The organism is Sphingomonas faeni (assembly GCF_024273235.1).
GTDB classification, from domain to species: domain Bacteria; phylum Pseudomonadota; class Alphaproteobacteria; order Sphingomonadales; family Sphingomonadaceae; genus Sphingomonas; species Sphingomonas faeni_A.
In genome coordinates this window covers 24,019-40,765 of the sequence record NZ_JANBVH010000014.1, presented here as the reverse complement: position 1 = coordinate 40,765, position 16,747 = coordinate 24,019, and the positions used below count along the sequence as shown (strand labels likewise).

At 66.0% G+C, this 16,747-nt stretch carries 11 protein-coding genes; 6 read left to right on the top strand and 5 right to left on the bottom strand.

The window, feature by feature from the left end; translation table 11 throughout:
* Window positions 1–15: 15 nt before the first annotated feature.
* Both rsgA and NLI89_RS09540 read left to right on the top strand, forming a co-directional pair.
* Window positions 16–1,014, top strand: a complete 999-nt coding sequence (gene rsgA / locus NLI89_RS09545) for a ribosome small subunit-dependent GTPase A (protein ID WP_254686835.1) — start codon at window positions 16–18, stop codon at window positions 1,012–1,014.
* A gap of 186 nt (window positions 1,015–1,200) precedes the next feature.
* A complete protein-coding gene (locus NLI89_RS09540; protein ID WP_254686880.1) occupies window positions 1,201–2,937 on the top strand; it encodes a chloride channel protein in 1,737 nt (578 codons plus the stop codon).
* A gap of 343 nt (window positions 2,938–3,280) precedes the next feature.
* Here NLI89_RS09540 and xylA read toward each other — a convergent pair whose 3' ends face one another.
* The 5 genes from xylA to NLI89_RS09515 form a co-directional block, all read right to left on the bottom strand.
* Entirely contained in the window at window positions 3,281–4,591 is a 1,311-nt protein-coding gene (xylA, locus tag NLI89_RS09535) for a xylose isomerase (protein WP_368077262.1), read from the bottom strand.
* A 6-nt stretch (window positions 4,592–4,597) separates the two neighbouring features.
* Window positions 4,598–6,043 carry a xylulokinase gene (gene xylB / locus NLI89_RS09530; RefSeq protein WP_254686833.1) on the bottom strand — a complete coding sequence of 482 codons (1,446 nt, stop codon included), beginning with the start codon at window positions 6,041–6,043 and terminating at the stop codon, window positions 4,598–4,600.
* Window positions 6,043–7,179, bottom strand: a complete 1,137-nt coding sequence (locus NLI89_RS09525; protein WP_254686832.1) for a glycoside hydrolase family 43 protein — start codon at window positions 7,177–7,179, stop codon at window positions 6,043–6,045. Before NLI89_RS09525 ends, xylB begins: the two co-directional genes overlap by 1 nt.
* Before the next feature lie 160 nt (window positions 7,180–7,339).
* Entirely contained in the window at window positions 7,340–8,983 is a 1,644-nt protein-coding gene (locus NLI89_RS09520; protein WP_254686831.1) for a glycoside hydrolase family 43 protein, read from the bottom strand.
* Window positions 8,984–8,991: 8 nt separating this feature from the next.
* Window positions 8,992–11,565: a glycoside hydrolase family 9 protein gene (locus tag NLI89_RS09515; RefSeq protein WP_254686830.1), complete on the bottom strand. Its 2,574-nt coding sequence runs from the start codon at window positions 11,563–11,565 to the stop codon at window positions 8,992–8,994.
* 254 nt (window positions 11,566–11,819) lie between these two features.
* Here NLI89_RS09515 and NLI89_RS09510 point away from each other — a divergent pair, with 254 nt between their 5' ends.
* Genes NLI89_RS09510 through NLI89_RS09495 form a run of 4 tightly spaced genes read left to right on the top strand, consistent with a single transcriptional unit; the run spans window position 11,820 to window position 16,638 of the window.
* The gene (locus NLI89_RS09510; RefSeq protein WP_254686829.1) at window positions 11,820–13,469 is read left to right on the top strand and encodes a carboxylesterase/lipase family protein; all 1,650 of its coding nucleotides are present in this window, start codon (window positions 11,820–11,822) and stop codon (window positions 13,467–13,469) included.
* A gap of 34 nt (window positions 13,470–13,503) precedes the next feature.
* Entirely contained in the window at window positions 13,504–14,421 is a 918-nt protein-coding gene (locus tag NLI89_RS09505) for an alpha/beta hydrolase (RefSeq protein ID WP_254686879.1), read from the top strand.
* A 26-nt stretch (window positions 14,422–14,447) separates the two neighbouring features.
* The gene (locus NLI89_RS09500; protein ID WP_254686828.1) at window positions 14,448–15,173 is read left to right on the top strand and encodes an acetylxylan esterase; all 726 of its coding nucleotides are present in this window, start codon (window positions 14,448–14,450) and stop codon (window positions 15,171–15,173) included.
* 13 nt (window positions 15,174–15,186) lie between these two features.
* On the top strand, window positions 15,187–16,638 hold the full coding sequence (locus NLI89_RS09495) for a family 43 glycosylhydrolase (protein WP_254686827.1): 1,452 nt from the start codon (window positions 15,187–15,189) through the stop codon (window positions 16,636–16,638).
* The last annotated feature ends 109 nt before the right edge of the window (window positions 16,639–16,747 follow it).

The window sequence follows — 16,747 nt, the reverse complement described above, 5'->3', positions numbered from 1 at the left end:
CGCTCCGGCACCGCGATGACATCCACCGACGAAACTTTGGAAGACCTGGGCTGGAATGCGCATTTCAGCGAGCAGGTTTCGGACGACGAGGCGCTGTATTGCGAGCCTGTCCGGGTCATGGCCGTACACCGGGGGAAGATCGCGGTTTCGGGCGCGGGATCGCAGCGTTTCATCACGCCGTATATTCCCGGCGCGCAGCCGACCGACGATCACCCGACGGTGGGCGACTGGCTGCTGTTCGACGTCACCACGCAACTGCCGCGCCGCGTGCTGCACCGACTGAACCTGTTCAAGCGGCAATCGCCCGCCGATCCTCGCAAGGAGCAGATGATCGCCGCCAATGTCGATACGGTCTTCATCGTCGCCTCGTGCAACCAGGATTTCAGCGTTGCGCGGCTGGAGCGGTATCTCGTGCTCGCCCGCGAGGTAGGGGTGACGCCGGTCGTGGTGCTCACCAAGATCGACCTCACCGATACCCCGGAGACGTTCGCCGCCGCAGCGCGCGCGATCGAACCGGGATTGCTGGTGGAGATGGTCAACGGCCGCGACCCGGCCAGCGTCGCGCGTCTCGCGACATGGTGCGGGCCGGGCAAGACCGTCGCGTTCCTCGGCTCGTCCGGCGTCGGCAAGTCGACGCTCGTCAACACGTTGCGTGGCTCCGACAGTATTGCGACCCAAGCGATCCGCGCGAACGACGATACCGGCCGCCACACGACCACGGTCCGCGAGATGCACCGGCTGGATCAGGGCGGGTGGCTGCTCGATCTGCCGGGCATGCGCGAGTTGCAACTGTCGGAAGCAGCCACGGGCATCGCCGAGGTCTTCGACGACTTCGCGCTGGCCGCGCAGGATTGCCGGTTCTCGGATTGCTCGCACGGCGTCGAGCCCGGCTGCGCGGTCCGCGCGGCGATCGAGACTGGCGCGTTGACGGCGACCCGGTTCGATCGCTGGCGCAAGCTCGCTGCCGAGGAGGGGGCCAACGCCACCCGCCTGGCAAAGCGACGGTCGAGATAGCGTTCCGCCCCAAGCTCCCTGCTGCAAACATCACCCGATCCGCGTGGCCAAGGCGATACCGGTCGCTTGCCGCCGTCGAACACCCGGCGTGGAGCAGCCTGCATCCGGACGGCAGCGAAAACCCTGTTCCAACCGTCCCGTCGCGGGCTAGACGCGGGGTTCGAACTTCTCACTAGGCGCCCGAACCTGCACGCTGTCGTCCTTCTCAAAGCGATCCGCCGCCGCGTTCGCGCGAGCGAGGCTGCGTTCATCGTGCTGGCGACGCTGGTCGGGGCAGGGGCAGGCCTGCTCAGCGTGCTGCAAGGCGCGATCGCGCGGACGTTGCAGCATGATCTGTTCGGCCTGTCGTCGGCCAGCCGGCTCAGTGCGCTGCCCGCACTGCCACTCGCCACGCTGATCGTCCTGCCGATCGGTGGCCTCGTGCTCGCCGCGTTCTCCTGGTCGACCCGCGCGCGCAAGCGTCGAATGGTCGACGCGGTCGAGGCGAACGCGCTGCACGGTGGCCGCATGTCGGTGCCCGACAGCCTGGTGATCTCGGGGCAGACGATGCTGTCCAACGGCTTCGGCGCGTCGGTCGGGCTTGAAGCGGCCTATGCGCAGCTTGGCGGTGCGATCGGTTCGGTCGCCGGCCGCGTCTTCAACCTGCGCCGCAGCGACCTGCGTAACCTGGTCGGCGCCGGGACGGGGGCGGCGATCGCAGCCGCCTTCGGCGCGCCGCTCGCCGGTGCCTTCTATGCGTTCGAGATCGTCATCTGCGCCTATACGCCGACCGCGCTTGCACCGGTCGTCGCCGCGGCGCTGGCGGGAACCCTGGTCGCGCATCTGCTCGGGATCCAGCCCTATGTCATCGACTCGGTCGCGACGATGCCGACCGAGACGCATCACTATCTGATCTATGTTGCGCTCGGCGCGCTGTGTGCCGGTATCGGCATCGCGCTGATGCGGGCGGTGGCGCTGGTCGAGACCGCCACGCGTCGCGCCAGACTGCCCGACTGGTCGCGTCCGGCGATCGGCGGGCTGCTGCTGATCCCCGTGGCGCTATTCTCGCCGCAGGTTCTGTCGGCCGGCCACGGTGCGCTCCATGCCGATCTCGCGGTCGGCGCGCCGCTGGCGTTCATCGCGACGATCTTCCTTGCGAAATGCGCGGCCTCGATCGTCTCGCTCGGCTTCGGTTTTCGCGGTGGATTGTTCTTTGCGTCGCTTTTCCTCGGCACGCTGATCGGCCACCTGTTCGCCGGCAGCCTGGCCGCGATCGCCGGCCACGACCTGGTCGATCCGCGCAACGCGGCGCTGGTCGGGATGGCGGCGCTCGCGGTCGCTGTGGTCGGCGGGCCGATGACGATGGCGATGCTCGTGCTGGAGGCGACACAGGATTTCGCACTGACCGGTGCGGTGCTCGCGGCGGCGCTGGTGTCGTCGACAATCGTCCGTGAGACGTTCGGCTACAGCTTCTCGACGTGGCGGCTGCATCTTCGCGGCGAGACGATCAAGAGCGCGCGCGACGTCGGCTGGGTCAAGACGTTGACTGCCGGACGGATGATGCGCCGCGAGACCAAGGCTTTGCCCGCGGCGATCACGATCGCGGAGTTTCGCCGCCGGGTGCCGCTCGGCGCGACCAGCCGGACGGTGCTGATCGATCAGGACGACCGCTATGCCGGCATCGTCCAGACACCGACCGCTTATGCCGAGGGGCTCGACCCGCAGTCGCCGGTCGGGCCGCTTGCGGTCAACATCGATGCGGCGCTCGTCCCGACGATGGACATCGCCGAGGTCATGCGCCGCTTCGACGCGTCGGGTGCGGATGAACTGGCCGTGCTGGACGAGGATCGCGCGGTGCTCGGCATCCTGTCCGAGTCATTCGTCCGGCGTCGCTACGCCGAGGAGCTGGAAAAGGCGCAGCGAGAACTGTTCGGCGAACGGTGAGGTCTGTGCCGTCATGCCCGGGGTTTTTCCGACATTTACGGTGCCGCAAAATCGAAAGGCTTTGGCTCCGCGGAACAGCAGACCCAAGAACAAGATGCCGGGTATCTGCCTCCAATATGGTTGCGCTGTTCGACCCGTCGCGAACACTATTATGTTCTCCCGCGAAGGCGGGAGCCCAGTCTGGGTCCCCGCCTTCGCGGGGAAACAAGGCCAACATGTTCGATTGATATGATCGCGAACAAGGCCGGACTGAGGGCTCGACTAATCGACGCAGCCCTATCCTCGAACCCACCCATGATCGCCACCGCAAACGCGTGGCAACCATGGGCACGGTACCTCCGTCTTAAAGGACGCGGTTGATCAAATTCTCGATCCGCTCCTGCTGGCCCGAGACCGGCTTCGGATCGATGCCACGCTCGATCGCGAGGTCGGCGATGCCGGCAAGATCCAGCCCACCGATTGCGCCGCCGAACTCGCCGTCCCAGCCGGCATAGCGCTTGGCCTTGATCGCATCGATCTTGCCGTCCTCGATAAGCTTGGCCGCGTTCAGCAGACCCTTGGCGACGACGTCGATCGCGCCGACATGACCGTAGAACAGGTCGGCCGCATCCACGCTCTGGCGCCGCACCTTGGCGTCGAAGTTGAAGCCGCCGGTCGTGAACCCGCCAGCGCGGATGATCTCGAGATTGGCGAGCGTCAGTTCCTCGACCGAGTTGGGGAACTGGTCGGTATCCCAGCCATTCTGCGGGTCGCCGCGGTTCGCGTCGATCGAACCGAAGATCCCCAGCGCAGCCGCCGTCGCGATCTCGTGCTCGAAGGTATGGCTGGCGAGCGTGGCGTGGTTCGCCTCGATGTTGACCTTGACCTCGTTCTCCAGGCCATAGCGCTTGAGGAAGCCATACACCGTGGCGGTGTCGAAGTCGTACTGGTGCTTGGTCGGCTCGAACGGCTTCGGCTCGATCAGGATCGTGCCGGTGAAGCCGATCTTGTGCTTGTGCTCGACGACCAGGCTCAGGAAGCGGCCGAAATTGTCCAGCTCGCGCTTCATGTCGGTGTTCAGCAGAGTCTCGTAACCCTCGCGACCGCCCCACAGCACGTAGTTCTGGCCACCGAGGCGATGCGTCGCCTCGAGCGCATCGCGGACCTGCATCGCAGCGAAGGCGTAGACTTCGGGATCGGGGTTGGTCGATGCGCCGGCGGCATAGCGCGGGTGGCTGAACGCGTTGGCGGTGCCCCACAGCAGCTTGCGACCCGATGCGGCTTGCAGCTGTTCAAGATGGTCGACGGCTTCGGCGAAGAACTTGCGATGCTCCGTGATGTTCGCCGCGTCCGCCATCACGTCGACATCGTGGAAGCAGTAATAGGGCACGTCGAGCTTCTTGAAGAAGTCGAACGCCACCTCGCGCTTGTGCGCCGCGGCGGCGCTGTCGTTGGCGCCACGGTGCCACGGACGGTCGAACGTACCGCCGCCGAACACGTCGGAGCCGGGCCAGCAGAAGGTGTGCCAGAAGCATGCGGCGAAGCGGAGGTGATCCTCCATGCGCTTGCCGAGGACCATCTTGTCCTTGTCGTAGAAGCGGTACGCCAGCTCGTTGGTGCTGTCGGGGCCCTCATACTTGATCTGGGGGATATCGGCGAAGAAGTCGGACATCAAAGCTTCCTACGATTTGGGGGTGATGCGGGAATAGGCTTGGCGGAACGCGGCCTTCTTCTCGGCGAGTTCCGAGACGAGGACAGGGTCGGGGACGATGGTGTGCGAGACGGGGGGCGCGACGCAGACGGCGGCAGGGTCGCCGCCATCGACGCCGAGCTGGGCAAGGCGGGCGGCACCGAGCGCGGGGCCGACCTCGCCGCCCTGGAGGTAGACGAGCTCGACCTCCATCGCCGCGGCGATCACCTGGCCCCAATAGCGCGATCGGGCGCCGCCGCCGATCACCGCGAGGCGTTCGACGGTCGTGCCGGCCTCACGCAACACGTCGAGACCGTCGGCGAGCGCGAACGCCACGCCTTCGAGTACCGCCTGCGACAAGCGGCCGGCGTCGGTGTCGTTGTCGAGGCGGAGGAACGCGCCGCGAACCTCGGGGTCATTGTGCGGCGTGCGCTCGCCCGAGAGGTAGGGGAGGAAAATTTCGGGGCCACTGGCGGGGCCGGCGGCCTCGGCGCGCGCGAACAGGTCGGCGACACCGGCGGCGCCGGTGATCCGCGCGACCCAATCGATGCACGACGCCGCCGACAGATGGACCGACATCTGGTGCCACATGCCGGGGAGCGCGTGACAGAAGGCGTGGACCGCGCGCGCCGGATTGGGGCGGAAGTCGTTGGTCGCGACGAAAATCACGCCCGACGTGCCGAGCGACAGCAGCGCATCGCCATCTGCCACGACACCGACGCCGACCGCTCCCGCCGCATTGTCGCTGCCGCCCGCGGCGACCGGGACCTGCGGCATGCCCCACAGCTCGGCGACCTCGGCGGTAAGCGTGCCGGTGATCTCCGTGCCCTCGAACAGCGCCGGCATCTGCGCCTGAGTCAGGCCGCAGGCTGTGAGAATCTCGTCGCTCCAGCAACGGCCACCGACATCGAGCCATAGCGTGCCAGCGCTGTCCGACAGGTCCGACGCCTTGTCGCCAGTCATCAGCAGCCGGACATAGTCCTTCGGCAACAGCACCGTGGCGATCTTCGCGAAGACTTCGGGCTCATGCTCGCGGACCCACAGCAGTTTCGGTGCGGTGAAGCCGGGCATCGCGATGTTGCCCGAGATCTTACGCAGATCGGGGACGGCGCGCTCCAGTGCCTCGCATTCGGCAAAGCAGCGGCCGTCGTTCCACAGGATCGCAGGGCGCAGCGGCTTGTCGTCGGCGTCGAGCAGCGTCGCGCCGTGCATCTGGCCGGCGAGCCCGATGCCGCGCACCGAGCGGCGGACGCTCGGGTCGATCGCCTGGACCGCAGCGATCGTCGCCTTCCACCACGCATCGGGATCCTGCTCGGACCAGAGCGGATGCGGCCGCTGGACGGTCAGCGCGGCTGTGCCTTGGCCCACCACGCTGCCATGCTCATCGAGCACCACGGCCTTGACACCCGAGGTGCCGATATCGATTCCGAGGAACATCAGTTGACGAACGGATCGATGGTCGGGATCGAGCCGTCGGGTGCGAACTTCAGTTCGGTCACCTTGACGTTGCGGAGGTGGTTCTTGTTGCTGAGCTGCGTGTCCGCATAGAACAGCCACCATTTCTTGTTCCATTCGATGATCGAATGGTGGCTGGTCCAGCCTTGGACGGGCTTGAGGATATGACCCTTGTACGTGAACGGGCCATAGGGATTGTCGCCGGTCGCGTAGTTCAGGAAGTGCGTGTCGCCGGTCGAGTAGGTGTAGTAATATTTGCCGCCGCGCTTGAAGACCCACGACGCCTCGAAAAAGCGGCGCTCATGATCGCCGCCGAGCACGGGCTTGCCGGCTTCGTCGAGGATCTGGACGTCGCGCGGCGTCTCGGCAAAGCTCTTCATGTCGGGATTCATGCGGGCGATCTTGCCGGACAATGCAGGCTGATCGTCCTTCCCGAGATCGGTATCCGACCCGTTGGGATCGAACTTGCCGTCCTTCCAGCGCTGAAGTTGCCCACCCCAGATCCCGCCGAAATACATATAGCTGGTGCCGTTCGCGTCGGTGAACACCGCGGGGTCCATCGAGAAGCTGCCCTCGATCGGCTTGGGATCCGCCTTGAACGGGCCGACCGGGCTCTTCGACGTGGCGACGCCGATCCGGAACGTGCCGAGGCCGTTCTTGTCGAGCTGTTTGTCGCGCGCGGGGAAGTATAGGTAATAGGTGCCGTTCTTGTAGGCGGCATCGGGGGCCCACATCTGCTGCGACGCCCAGGGCACGTCCTTCACGTCGAGCGCAACGCCGTTGATCTTCACCGGCCCGCCGATCCGGTCCATGCTCAGGACGCGGTAGTCGCGCATCGCATATTGATTGCCGAGATCGTCGTCGGCGATCTTCACGTCGATGTCGTGGCTCGGATAGACGTAGATCTTGCCGTTGAAGACATGCGCCGACGGATCGGCCGTATAGATGCTGGTGACCAGCGGCTGCGACAGATAGCGCTTTCCGTCAGGGCTCCGCGGTTCCTTGCCGGCGGACGGGGTTTTCGCCGGGGCGTTGGCCCCATTGGTCTGGGCTAGGGCGATCGTACCCGTTGCGGCAAGTGCGGCAATGACGAGCGTAGGCGCGAGGCTGAAACGCATCGGTCCGTGGTCCTTCCTAATGTTCACCATCTATTGTGGCGTCGAGCTTCGATGTGCTTGGGTAGCGCTACCGTGCGAAACGTGTCAACACTTAGCACGCGGCGCGGATGGCTGTCGATCACGTCGTGGTCGCATACGCCATCGGTCGCGTTCGAATGCGTCACTGCAGCCACGCATAGGGGCCAACCAGCGTGCCGACGAAACCGCCCGCGGTCTTGGTGCTCAGGAACCGAGCGTCCACGTCGCTTGCCAAGGTCCGTTTGCCGCCCGCACCGTCATAGTCGAACGCCATCGTGCCGCTATTCGCGCGGATCGTCAGCGTGACGGGGCCCGCGCCTGTGATGGGCGCAGACCCGACCAGTTGCTCCTTGCCATTGTCGTTGGTGTAGAGCGCGACGACCGGCTTGCCGGCGATCCGGGTAACGCCGAAGAACAGGAAATTCGTGTCGCTCTGCATCGCGACCAGACCTGCGCGATCGCCATCGGTATCGGGGGTAAAGCGGACCGTGGTCGACATCGTCGCGACGTGATGCTGCTGCCGACGCCCGACGAACGACGGCACGCGCGACAGGTCGCCGATGCGGCCGCCATGGTCGAGGACCAGGTCACCGGTTTCGAGCCGGTAGAAGGGCGCCTTGGGCGTGCGCACGCCGACCCATTGCATCGCCAGCTTGCTGCCGTCGAAGCTTTCGACATAGCGGAAATCGCCGCTGGTCGGGATCCGGCTCGGCGGGCTGGCGGGCAGTTTCGGCTTGGTGCCGACGAACGGGACGGGCTGGCCCTTCGGCAGGATGATCGGCCAGCCACCCTTCCATGTTACCGGTAACAAGAACGTCTCGCGGCCGATGTTGTAATAGTCGCCCTCGTACGGACGAACCCCGAGGAAGGTTGCGTACCAGTCGCCGTTCTGCGTCTGGACCAGCTTTGCGTGGCCGGTCGAGGTGATCGGGTTGGGACGCGCCGGATCGAGATCGCGCTGCGTCAGGATCGGATTGCCGGCGAACGCGACGTAAGGTCCGCGGAGCGACTTGGAGCGCAGCGCGACCTGCGAATGGTTGACGCTGGTGCCGCCCTCGGCTGCGGTCAGGTAATAATGACCGTCCTTGCGGAAGATGTGCGGACCTTCGATCCACACCGGCTTCTTCGAGATGTCGACGCCGCCATTGACCAGTTGCGTGCTGTCGCCGACCATCTTGCCCGCGCGCCAGTCATATTCCTGGATCCAGATCGCGCGGTGGCCATCGTAGCGTGGCGGCTCCGCGGGCGCTCGGTTGTTGACGATATAGGCCTTGTCGCCTTCCCAGTAGATCGACGGGTCGATGCCCTCGAACGGCAGCCATGTCGGGTTCGACCATGGTCCGGCCGGGTCCTTAGCCGTGATGACGAAATTGCCTTTGCACTCGACGCAGGTGTTGACGATGTAGAAGACGCCGTCGTGGAACGAAATGTCGGGTGCGAACACCGCCTGCGACGTGCGCCTGCCGGTGAAGTCGAGCTGCTCCGGGCGATCGATCGCGTTGCCGATCTGCGTCCAGTTCACCAGGTCCTTCGACTTGAAGATCGGCAGGCCGGGATAATGCGCGAACGAGGAGAGGACGAGGTAATAATCGTCGCCGACGCGCGTCACCGATGGATCGGGATAATAGCCCGACAGGATCGGGTTGCGGTACTGGCCGGGGCCGACGGTGACCTTCTCCTGCGTCTGACCGTCATAGCTGAAGCTGCTGAACCGCGGTGCGTCGCTCGCGAAGGCGGGCGTTCCCAAGGCGAGACCGGCGAGCAACGCGAACGTCTGGATTTTCATGGCGGTTCTCACTTGGTTGCGTTCGCTGTCTGGGTTGGCTTGGACCCAGCTGCCGCGGCAAGCTCCTGCGCGGCCTGGGCGAGTTCGATCCACATTGCGCCTTCGGGGATGACGTATTCGTTCTCGCCCCAGAAGAACGGCCAGTCCTCATGGTTCTCGGGCAGGTCCGGCTTGATGATCAGCACCCCCGGCACGACGCCTCCGGCGATGAACGAGAAGTCGGCGCGGTTGTTGCCGTAGGCGACTTCCTTCGAGACGGTGCCGACGGCCGATACGAACGATATGTCGGATCCGGGATGGTGGCCGACCAGGAACTCCAGTCCGCGGAACACCGCGTCGGCGGGCATGATCTCCGGGAACGCCTTGTGCAGCGTGTACGCGTTCAGCGCAGTGCCGAGCACGGTGCCGCTGCCCGCCCAGCCGCCGGTCGTGATCGGCACGCCGAACGGATTGGCCTTCGCGGCGGTCTCGGTAGCGGTGGCATAGGCGCGAACCGCCGGGACCATCGCCGCGCGGTAGGCTGGTGGCATGAACGGGATCGCCGCCACCGCATCGCGCAGATTGAAGGCGAAGGTCTTTTCCATCGCCGGCCACAGCGACTGGACCGCGGCGACGTAGCGAGGATCGCGCGTAGTCCGCAGCAGCTCGACCGCAGCGGCGAAGCGCTCCGCATCCAGCGGTCCGCCGGTGGTGTTGCCGTGCTGGTACAGATCGGGCGCGTGCGACTGTTCCTCCGCCCAGGTCCGCGTCGCGATCCCCAGCGCCTTCTTCGACAGCGCCGGATCGGCCTCCGCAAGCGCGCGCGATGCCGCCGCCAGCCCGGCGATCGAGCCGTAGTTCAGCGCCGATGCCTTGGTCGTGAACGCCCATCGGTCGTCGGGCGTACCGCTGCGGCCGTTCTTTTCCTCGCCGAGCTTCAGCGCTGTATCGTAGACCAGCCCGTCGGTCTTGGTCGAGGCGTCGCCGAGATGCGTGTATTGCGCGACGTCCGGCTCGACGATGCCGTGGATCGCATGGCCGACCGCATCGAACTGTGCGACGAGTTGCAACGTCCCGTGGCGGATCTGCTGGACGAGATCGGGCGTGCCGTCGGGAACGTGCATCTCGGTCTTGCGCCGCGTCCAGTCGACCGCGGTGGTGTCGCGCATCGGGCGCCAGCGCTCCCAGCTGTCGACCAGCGAGCGGATCACCTGATATTGCGACTGGGTGCGGATGTCGTAGTCGCCCGCGTCGAACCAGCCGCCGACGGCGAGGCCGGGGATGTGCTCGCCCGGCTTGAACTTCGTGTCGGTGGTCGGCCCCTGCGCGTAGAGATCGATATGTTCGTGGTTCACCGGCGCCTGACGCGCATCGTCGCGGTGCGCGTCGCCGTGCCAGACGCGGTAGCCTTCGTTGACGAACATATGGTCCATCGCGACCGGGAAATACACGTCGAGCGTCGGGTGCCATGCGCCGGCATAGGCATCGACAGCGATGCGGAACGGCGCGGTGCGCGTGGTGCCGTATTCGAGCACGTAGGTGCCGGGCTGGCGCACAGCGCTGAAATCGAGTTGCAGGTAGCTGTAGCGGAGATAGTCGCCCCAGCGCTTGGCGGGCGCGGTCGGCATTGGCGTCATGCTGCCGTCCTCGCCGACGCGGAGCAGGCGCGCGGGCAGCGCGCGGCGGTCGTTGCGGTCGAGTTCGATCGTCGCGACCTTCCGCGCGTCGGGCGTATAACCGAGCTGCGAGTGTGCGATCACCGGGGGACGGAGCCAGCCCGGCACGCTGTTGGGCTGGATCGTCCATTCGAGCACGGTGCCGGTGCGCCCGGCCGGCAGCAGCGAGCGGAGCACGAACCAGCCATTCTGCGCCTGGTTGCGACCGTCGAAGAGCTGCACTTCGGCGGTCGAGCGGATCGTCACGCGGCGTGCCGGATCCTCGGGCGCGAGCACGAAGCGGCTGCCCTTGGCGATCGCGGTCGGCTCGGCGCCGGGCCCTTCCGCGCGACCGCTTGCCGCGTTGCGCTGCGGCGTCTGGATCATCGCATCGGCCGGATAGACCGGGAACGCGCCGCTGACGCCGTCGGCCATATAGCTGTGGTGAAAATAGGCGGCGGGGAGGAATTCGAGGTTGAACCCAGCCTTGCCCGCGAGCGCGGCCGGTACCGGCTCGTCGAGGATCACCGAGACGGCGACCGCACCGCCGCGCTTTTCCGAACGCACGCGATAGCGCCATTTATAGTCGGGATATTCTAGCGTGACGGTGATGGTGCCGCTCGCGGCGTCGACCTTGCGATCGACCAGCCTGCCGATCGCATCCCATTGTCCCGGCGTGGCCGATAGGCGGACGTCGCCGTTGGTGGCGATGCGCTCGCCCTGCTGGACGATCTCGACGCCGCTGATCTTCGAATCAGCGAACAGGCCATCATACCAGTTGGAGAAGACCAGAACATTGGCGGCCGGTGCCTCGTAATAGCCCGAATCGCCCAGGACCATCTCCGTGTTTGCAGGTTTGGTCGCGACGGGAGCGGCGGTCTGAGCCGCGAGCGGCGCGGTACTCGCCAGCAAGGCCCCAATCATCCACATTGCGGATCGTGTCGCCACGGTCATCCCCTCTCGATCTCTGCTCGTCGCTCTAGAATCGGCAACTATTGTCGTACTATAGCGCTAACAAGATGATGCGCCAGCGGTCTTGGAGTACGGATCGCATACGCCTCCCAAGACTGAAAACGGGGCGCGGTAGACTCGATAGCGGTATCAGCATAGGATGCGCAAGAGGATGCCCAGGCACTCCGTCGCATCGGCGTCGCCGAATGCACGGGCCAATGACCTGCGAGCAATCCCTGAAGGGAGTGAGGATGACCGGGCCATTCGTGGATCGCCGTCGTGCGATGCTTGCGCCGATCTTGACGGGGGCGGGGCTGATGTTGCCGCCTATGGCGAGCGCGCAGACTGCACGTGTTCGCTCGGCTTCGGGGACCTGCTCGACGCCGAAGGACGCGACCGTTCGAACGCAGTACGGCCCGGTTAGCGGCTATGTTCAGGACGACGTCTACACCTTTAAGGGCATTCCTTACGGTGCCGACACTGGCGGCGAGAACCGCTGGTTGCCGGCCAAGCCGCCCCAGCGCTGGACCGAGGCCCGCAACGCCGTCGCCTATGGCGCGAACTGTCCGCAGACGCTCCACGATTTCAACGCCGTCGAACACACGTTCCTTCAGCAATGGACCGATGGTTTCGTCGGCGAGGACATGCTCAAGCTGAATATCTGGACGCCGGCGTTGTCCGGCAATCGTCCGGTCATGGTCTATTTCCATGGCGGCGGTTTCGCGTTCGGCTCCTCCTATGAACTCGCGTCGCATGATGGGGCGCAGATGGCACGGAATCACGACGTGGTGCAGGTGTCGCTCAACCACCGCCTGAACGTCCTCGGGTTCCTCGATCTGACCGAAGTCGGCGGCGCGGCGTACGAGGAGTCGGCCAACGTCAGCATGACCGATTGCGTCGCGGCCTTGCGCTGGGTGCATGAGAACATCGCCCGGTTCGGCGGCGATCCCGACAGGGTGATGATTTACGGCCAGTCCGGCGGCGGCTCCAAGGTGACGACGTTGCTTGGCATGGCGACCGGCAAGGGCCTGATCCACCGCGCCGCGGTGCAGTCCGGCGGCGGCGGTGCGCTGCCGACAGCCGAGCAGTCGCGGGATTTCTCGCGGCGCGTGCTGCGCGAACTGAACATCGGGCCCAAGGATATCGGCGCGCTTCAGCGGATCGCGTGGAAGCCGCTGTTCGATGCGGGGAACAAGGTTTCGAACGACATCAACGGCCCGCGCGGGCCGATGGGGCCTTCGCTGACGCCGCGCGTAGGCTGGAATCCGACGCTCGACGGCAAGGTGATCGACGTCCGCTCGTTCTCGGCCATCGCGCCGGACGTTTCGCGCGACGTGCCGATGCTGATCGGCAACGTCAGCGAGGAGGGCATGCGCTGGGGCTACAACCCGAGCGAGGCGCAGTGGCGGACCGATCTCACCGCGCAGATGGGCGGCGACAAGGCCGGGCGGTTGATCGCGGCGATGAAGCAGGCGCATCCTGAAAAGGCGGTGCGGACGCTGGCGTACGGCGTGCAGGGCTTGCAGAACCGCAACCGCGTGCAGGACATGGTACGCCTGAAACACGCGCAGCGCGGCGCGCCCGTGTACCAGTATCTGTTCCAGTGGCAGTCGCCCCAACTGGGTGGCGTGGCCGGCGCATGGCACACCGCCGATCTCGCCTTCTGCTTCGACAACACGAAGCTGTGCGACCAGGGCACCGGTAACACGCCGGAAGCGCAGCGCGTCGCGCGGACCATGTCGACCGCATGGGCGAACTTCGCGCGCACCGGCAACCCGAGCCAGCCGGGGCTGGCCTGGACGCCAACCGATCCGCAGCGTTGCCAGACGATGGTGTTCGATACGACGAGCCGCATGGTCGACGATCCCGAGGGGGCCGTGCGGCGTATCCTGCTGTCTTGAGCGTGACATGATGGACGATTGGGGGGAGAAGGCGATGCGCTGGTCGATCGGATTAGGATGGTTTGCAAGCGTGCTGGCACTGGCGACGCCGGTGCTGGCGCAGGACGCGCGTATGACCGCGATGGCGGCTCCGGCCGAGCCAACCGCGATCCTGCTTAATACCGGTGGCGTGAAAGGTCAGGCCGCGCCCGAGGCGTGGTTCAGCCAGTACGGCGTGGCGATGACGCGCAACGTCACCACCGCGACGCTGACACCGTTCCTGCCCGACCCGGCCAAGGCGACGGGGGCTGCGGTGATCGTCGCGCCGGGCGGTGGCTTCCTGATGCTCTCGATGGAGAATGAGGGCTGGCGCGTGGCTAAGGCGCTTGCCGACCGGGGCATCGCGGCGTTCGTGCTGAAATACCGGTTGAAGCCGACACCGGCGGACATGGGCGGGTTCGAGCAATCGGTCACGGCCATGTTCGCGGGTGCCGCGCAACCGCAGCGGCGGATGAGCCCGGACGAGGCAATCGCCGGGCTCGGCGACCAGATCGCTGATGCGCGAGCCGCGCTTGCTTTGGTGAGGACGCGCGCGACCAAGTGGAAGGTCGACCCCGCCCGCTTCGGGATGATCGGCTTCTCGGCGGGCGCGATGACGACGATGGCGACCGCGCTGGCCGCTCCCGACACGCATCTGGCCTTCATCGCGCCGATCTATGGATCGATGGAGGCGGTAAAGGTGCCGGCAGACGCGCCGCCGCTGTTCGCGGTTCTAGCCGCCAACGATCCTTTGTTCGCCAACAAGGGGTTCGGCCTGATCGAGTACTGGCAGAAGGCGGGGAAGCCGGTCGAGTTCCATCTTTACCAGGCTGGCGGGCACGGCTTCGGGCTGGGCAAGAAGGGCACGACCAGCGCCGGCTGGTTCGAGGATTTCATGCACTGGCTTGACGCCAACGGCATGCTCGTACGGTGATGACCAGATGCAGGGGGGAGACGGGTATGACGCGCTTCACGAAGGTTTGGGCGATCGGGCTGTGTGCCGCGCCGCTGCTGGTGTTGGGTGCGCTGGCCGGGCTGTCGTCCGGTGCGAACGGACAGGATACGGCGCCGACACCGGCGACCGGTCTTGCGCCGTATGTCCAGCCGGTGACGCAAGGGGCCACGACGCCCGACAGCGACGGTTTCCTGCGTCGCTGGCTGTTGCTCGAACCGATCGACAAGCCCAACCGCAGCAATACGGTCTTCACCGCCACCTATGTCCGGCAGGCGCTGACCACGCAGTATTTCCCCGGCCAGTTCACCACGATTCCGCGCGACGGCCAAGTCGTGAAGGCGGCTCAACCGCTACGCTGGCACGCGCTCGATTCAGGCGCGTTCGACGTCAAGCTGTTCAGCTTTGCGAAGGGGCTCGGCAAGCCGACCTATGGCGTGATCTTCTGGGCCGTGACGATCGTCGACAGCCCGCGCGAGTTGCGTGACGTGCGGCTGGCGGTCGGATCGAACTCGGCGTCGATCTGGTGGCTGAACGGCAAGGAAACGGTCGGATTGTTCAACGATCGCCGCATGGTGATGGACGACGTGCTGTCGGACCGCGTGACCCTGCGCAAGGGCCGCAACGTCCTGCGTGGCGCGGTGATCAACGGGCCCGGCCTGAGCGACTTCTGCGTGCGCTTCGTCGACGAGGCTGGCCAGCCGATCACCGACCTCAAGATCGACGTCCGCTAGCATGGAGACCCTCATGACGCGTCTTGCCGCCACCGCGCTCGGGCTATCCGGGATCCTCGCCGCAGGGACCTTTCCCGCTGCAGCGCAGTTGCAGGGCGAACCGTTCATCCACGATCCCTCCACAATCACTTTGTCCGATGGCCGCTACTACACCTTCGGCACGCGCGGTGGGGGACTCGTATCCGACGATGGCTGGACCTGGCGCGGGGGGCCCGAGCGTCCCGGCGGTGGCGTGGCTCCCGACGTGATCAAGATCGGCGATCGCTATTACGTCGCCTATGCGGTCGGCGGCGGCGGCATGTCCGGGGGGCATGCCAGCCAGGTCAAGGTGATGTGGACCTACTCGCTCGACCCGAAATCCCCGCGGTTCAAATTCCACGACATCGGCGTCGTCGCGTCGAGCGATGGCGTCGAGACCGCGGATGCGATCGACCCGGCGTTTCTCTACGTCGACGGCCGTCTGTGGCTGACCTACGGCACCTATTTCGGGCCGATCCGCATCATCGAGCTCGATCCCAAGACGGGCTTGCGTGTTGTGGGCAACCAGCCGATCGACGTGGCGATCGACATGGAAGCTACCGCGATGATGCACCGCGACGGCTGGTATTACCTGCTCGGCACGCACGGCACGTGCTGTGACGGTCCCAATTCGACCTATCATATTCGCGTCGGCCGATCGCGCAGCCCGCTCGGACCGTATGTCGATCACATGGGGACACCGTTGCTCCGCGGGGGCGGCAAGCTGGTCGTGAGCGCGCGCGGCCGCGGCATCGGCCCCGGCCATTTCGGGCTGATCGAACTCGAGGGCGGCGTGCAGAAATTCTCGATGCACTACGAGGCCGACATGGACCGCAGCGGTCGCAGCGTCCTCGCCATATTGCCGCTGCGCTGGACCGACGGATGGCCGGTCGCCGGCGAGACCGTCGCACCCGGCACGTATGAGATCGCCTCGGAACGGAGCGGATACGCGCTCGGTCTCGCGACCGATATCGTGCGCATTCCCTTCGACGTTCGCCGCAGTTTCATGGCCGCGCCGAGCGAGCCGACCAGTCCGATCCCCGACCAGACGCTGGCGCAGGATTCGGCTGCGTGGCCAAAGGGTCGGATCCGGGTCGATCTCGCGGACTACATGGTTCGTCCGCATCAACTCTGGACGATCGCGCCGGTACCGGGCGTGGGCGGATATTTCGGTGCGCCCTATTACAAGATCATCATCGCGGGGACGGATCGCGCGCTGGCGGCCACGCCGCAGGGCGAGGTCGAGACCGTGGCCAGCTTCACGGCCGCTCCCGAGCAGCTGTGGCAGATCGATCAGCTTACCGACGGCACCTATCGCATCGCACCGAGGGGGGCGCCCGGCGGCAGGACTGGACTGGCGCTCTTCGCGGTAGGAGCGAGCACGCCGACGCTCGCCGCGTTCGATCCGGCCAGCCCGACCGGGCGGTGGACGTTCCGACAACCCTGACTCCATGATCACGGCTGTCATCGCAATACAGGCGTTGACGGGCGGGCATATTCAACTACTCCTACAATTACCGAAAAAGACGTGGCTGCTCCAAGCGGCCGAAAGGGAG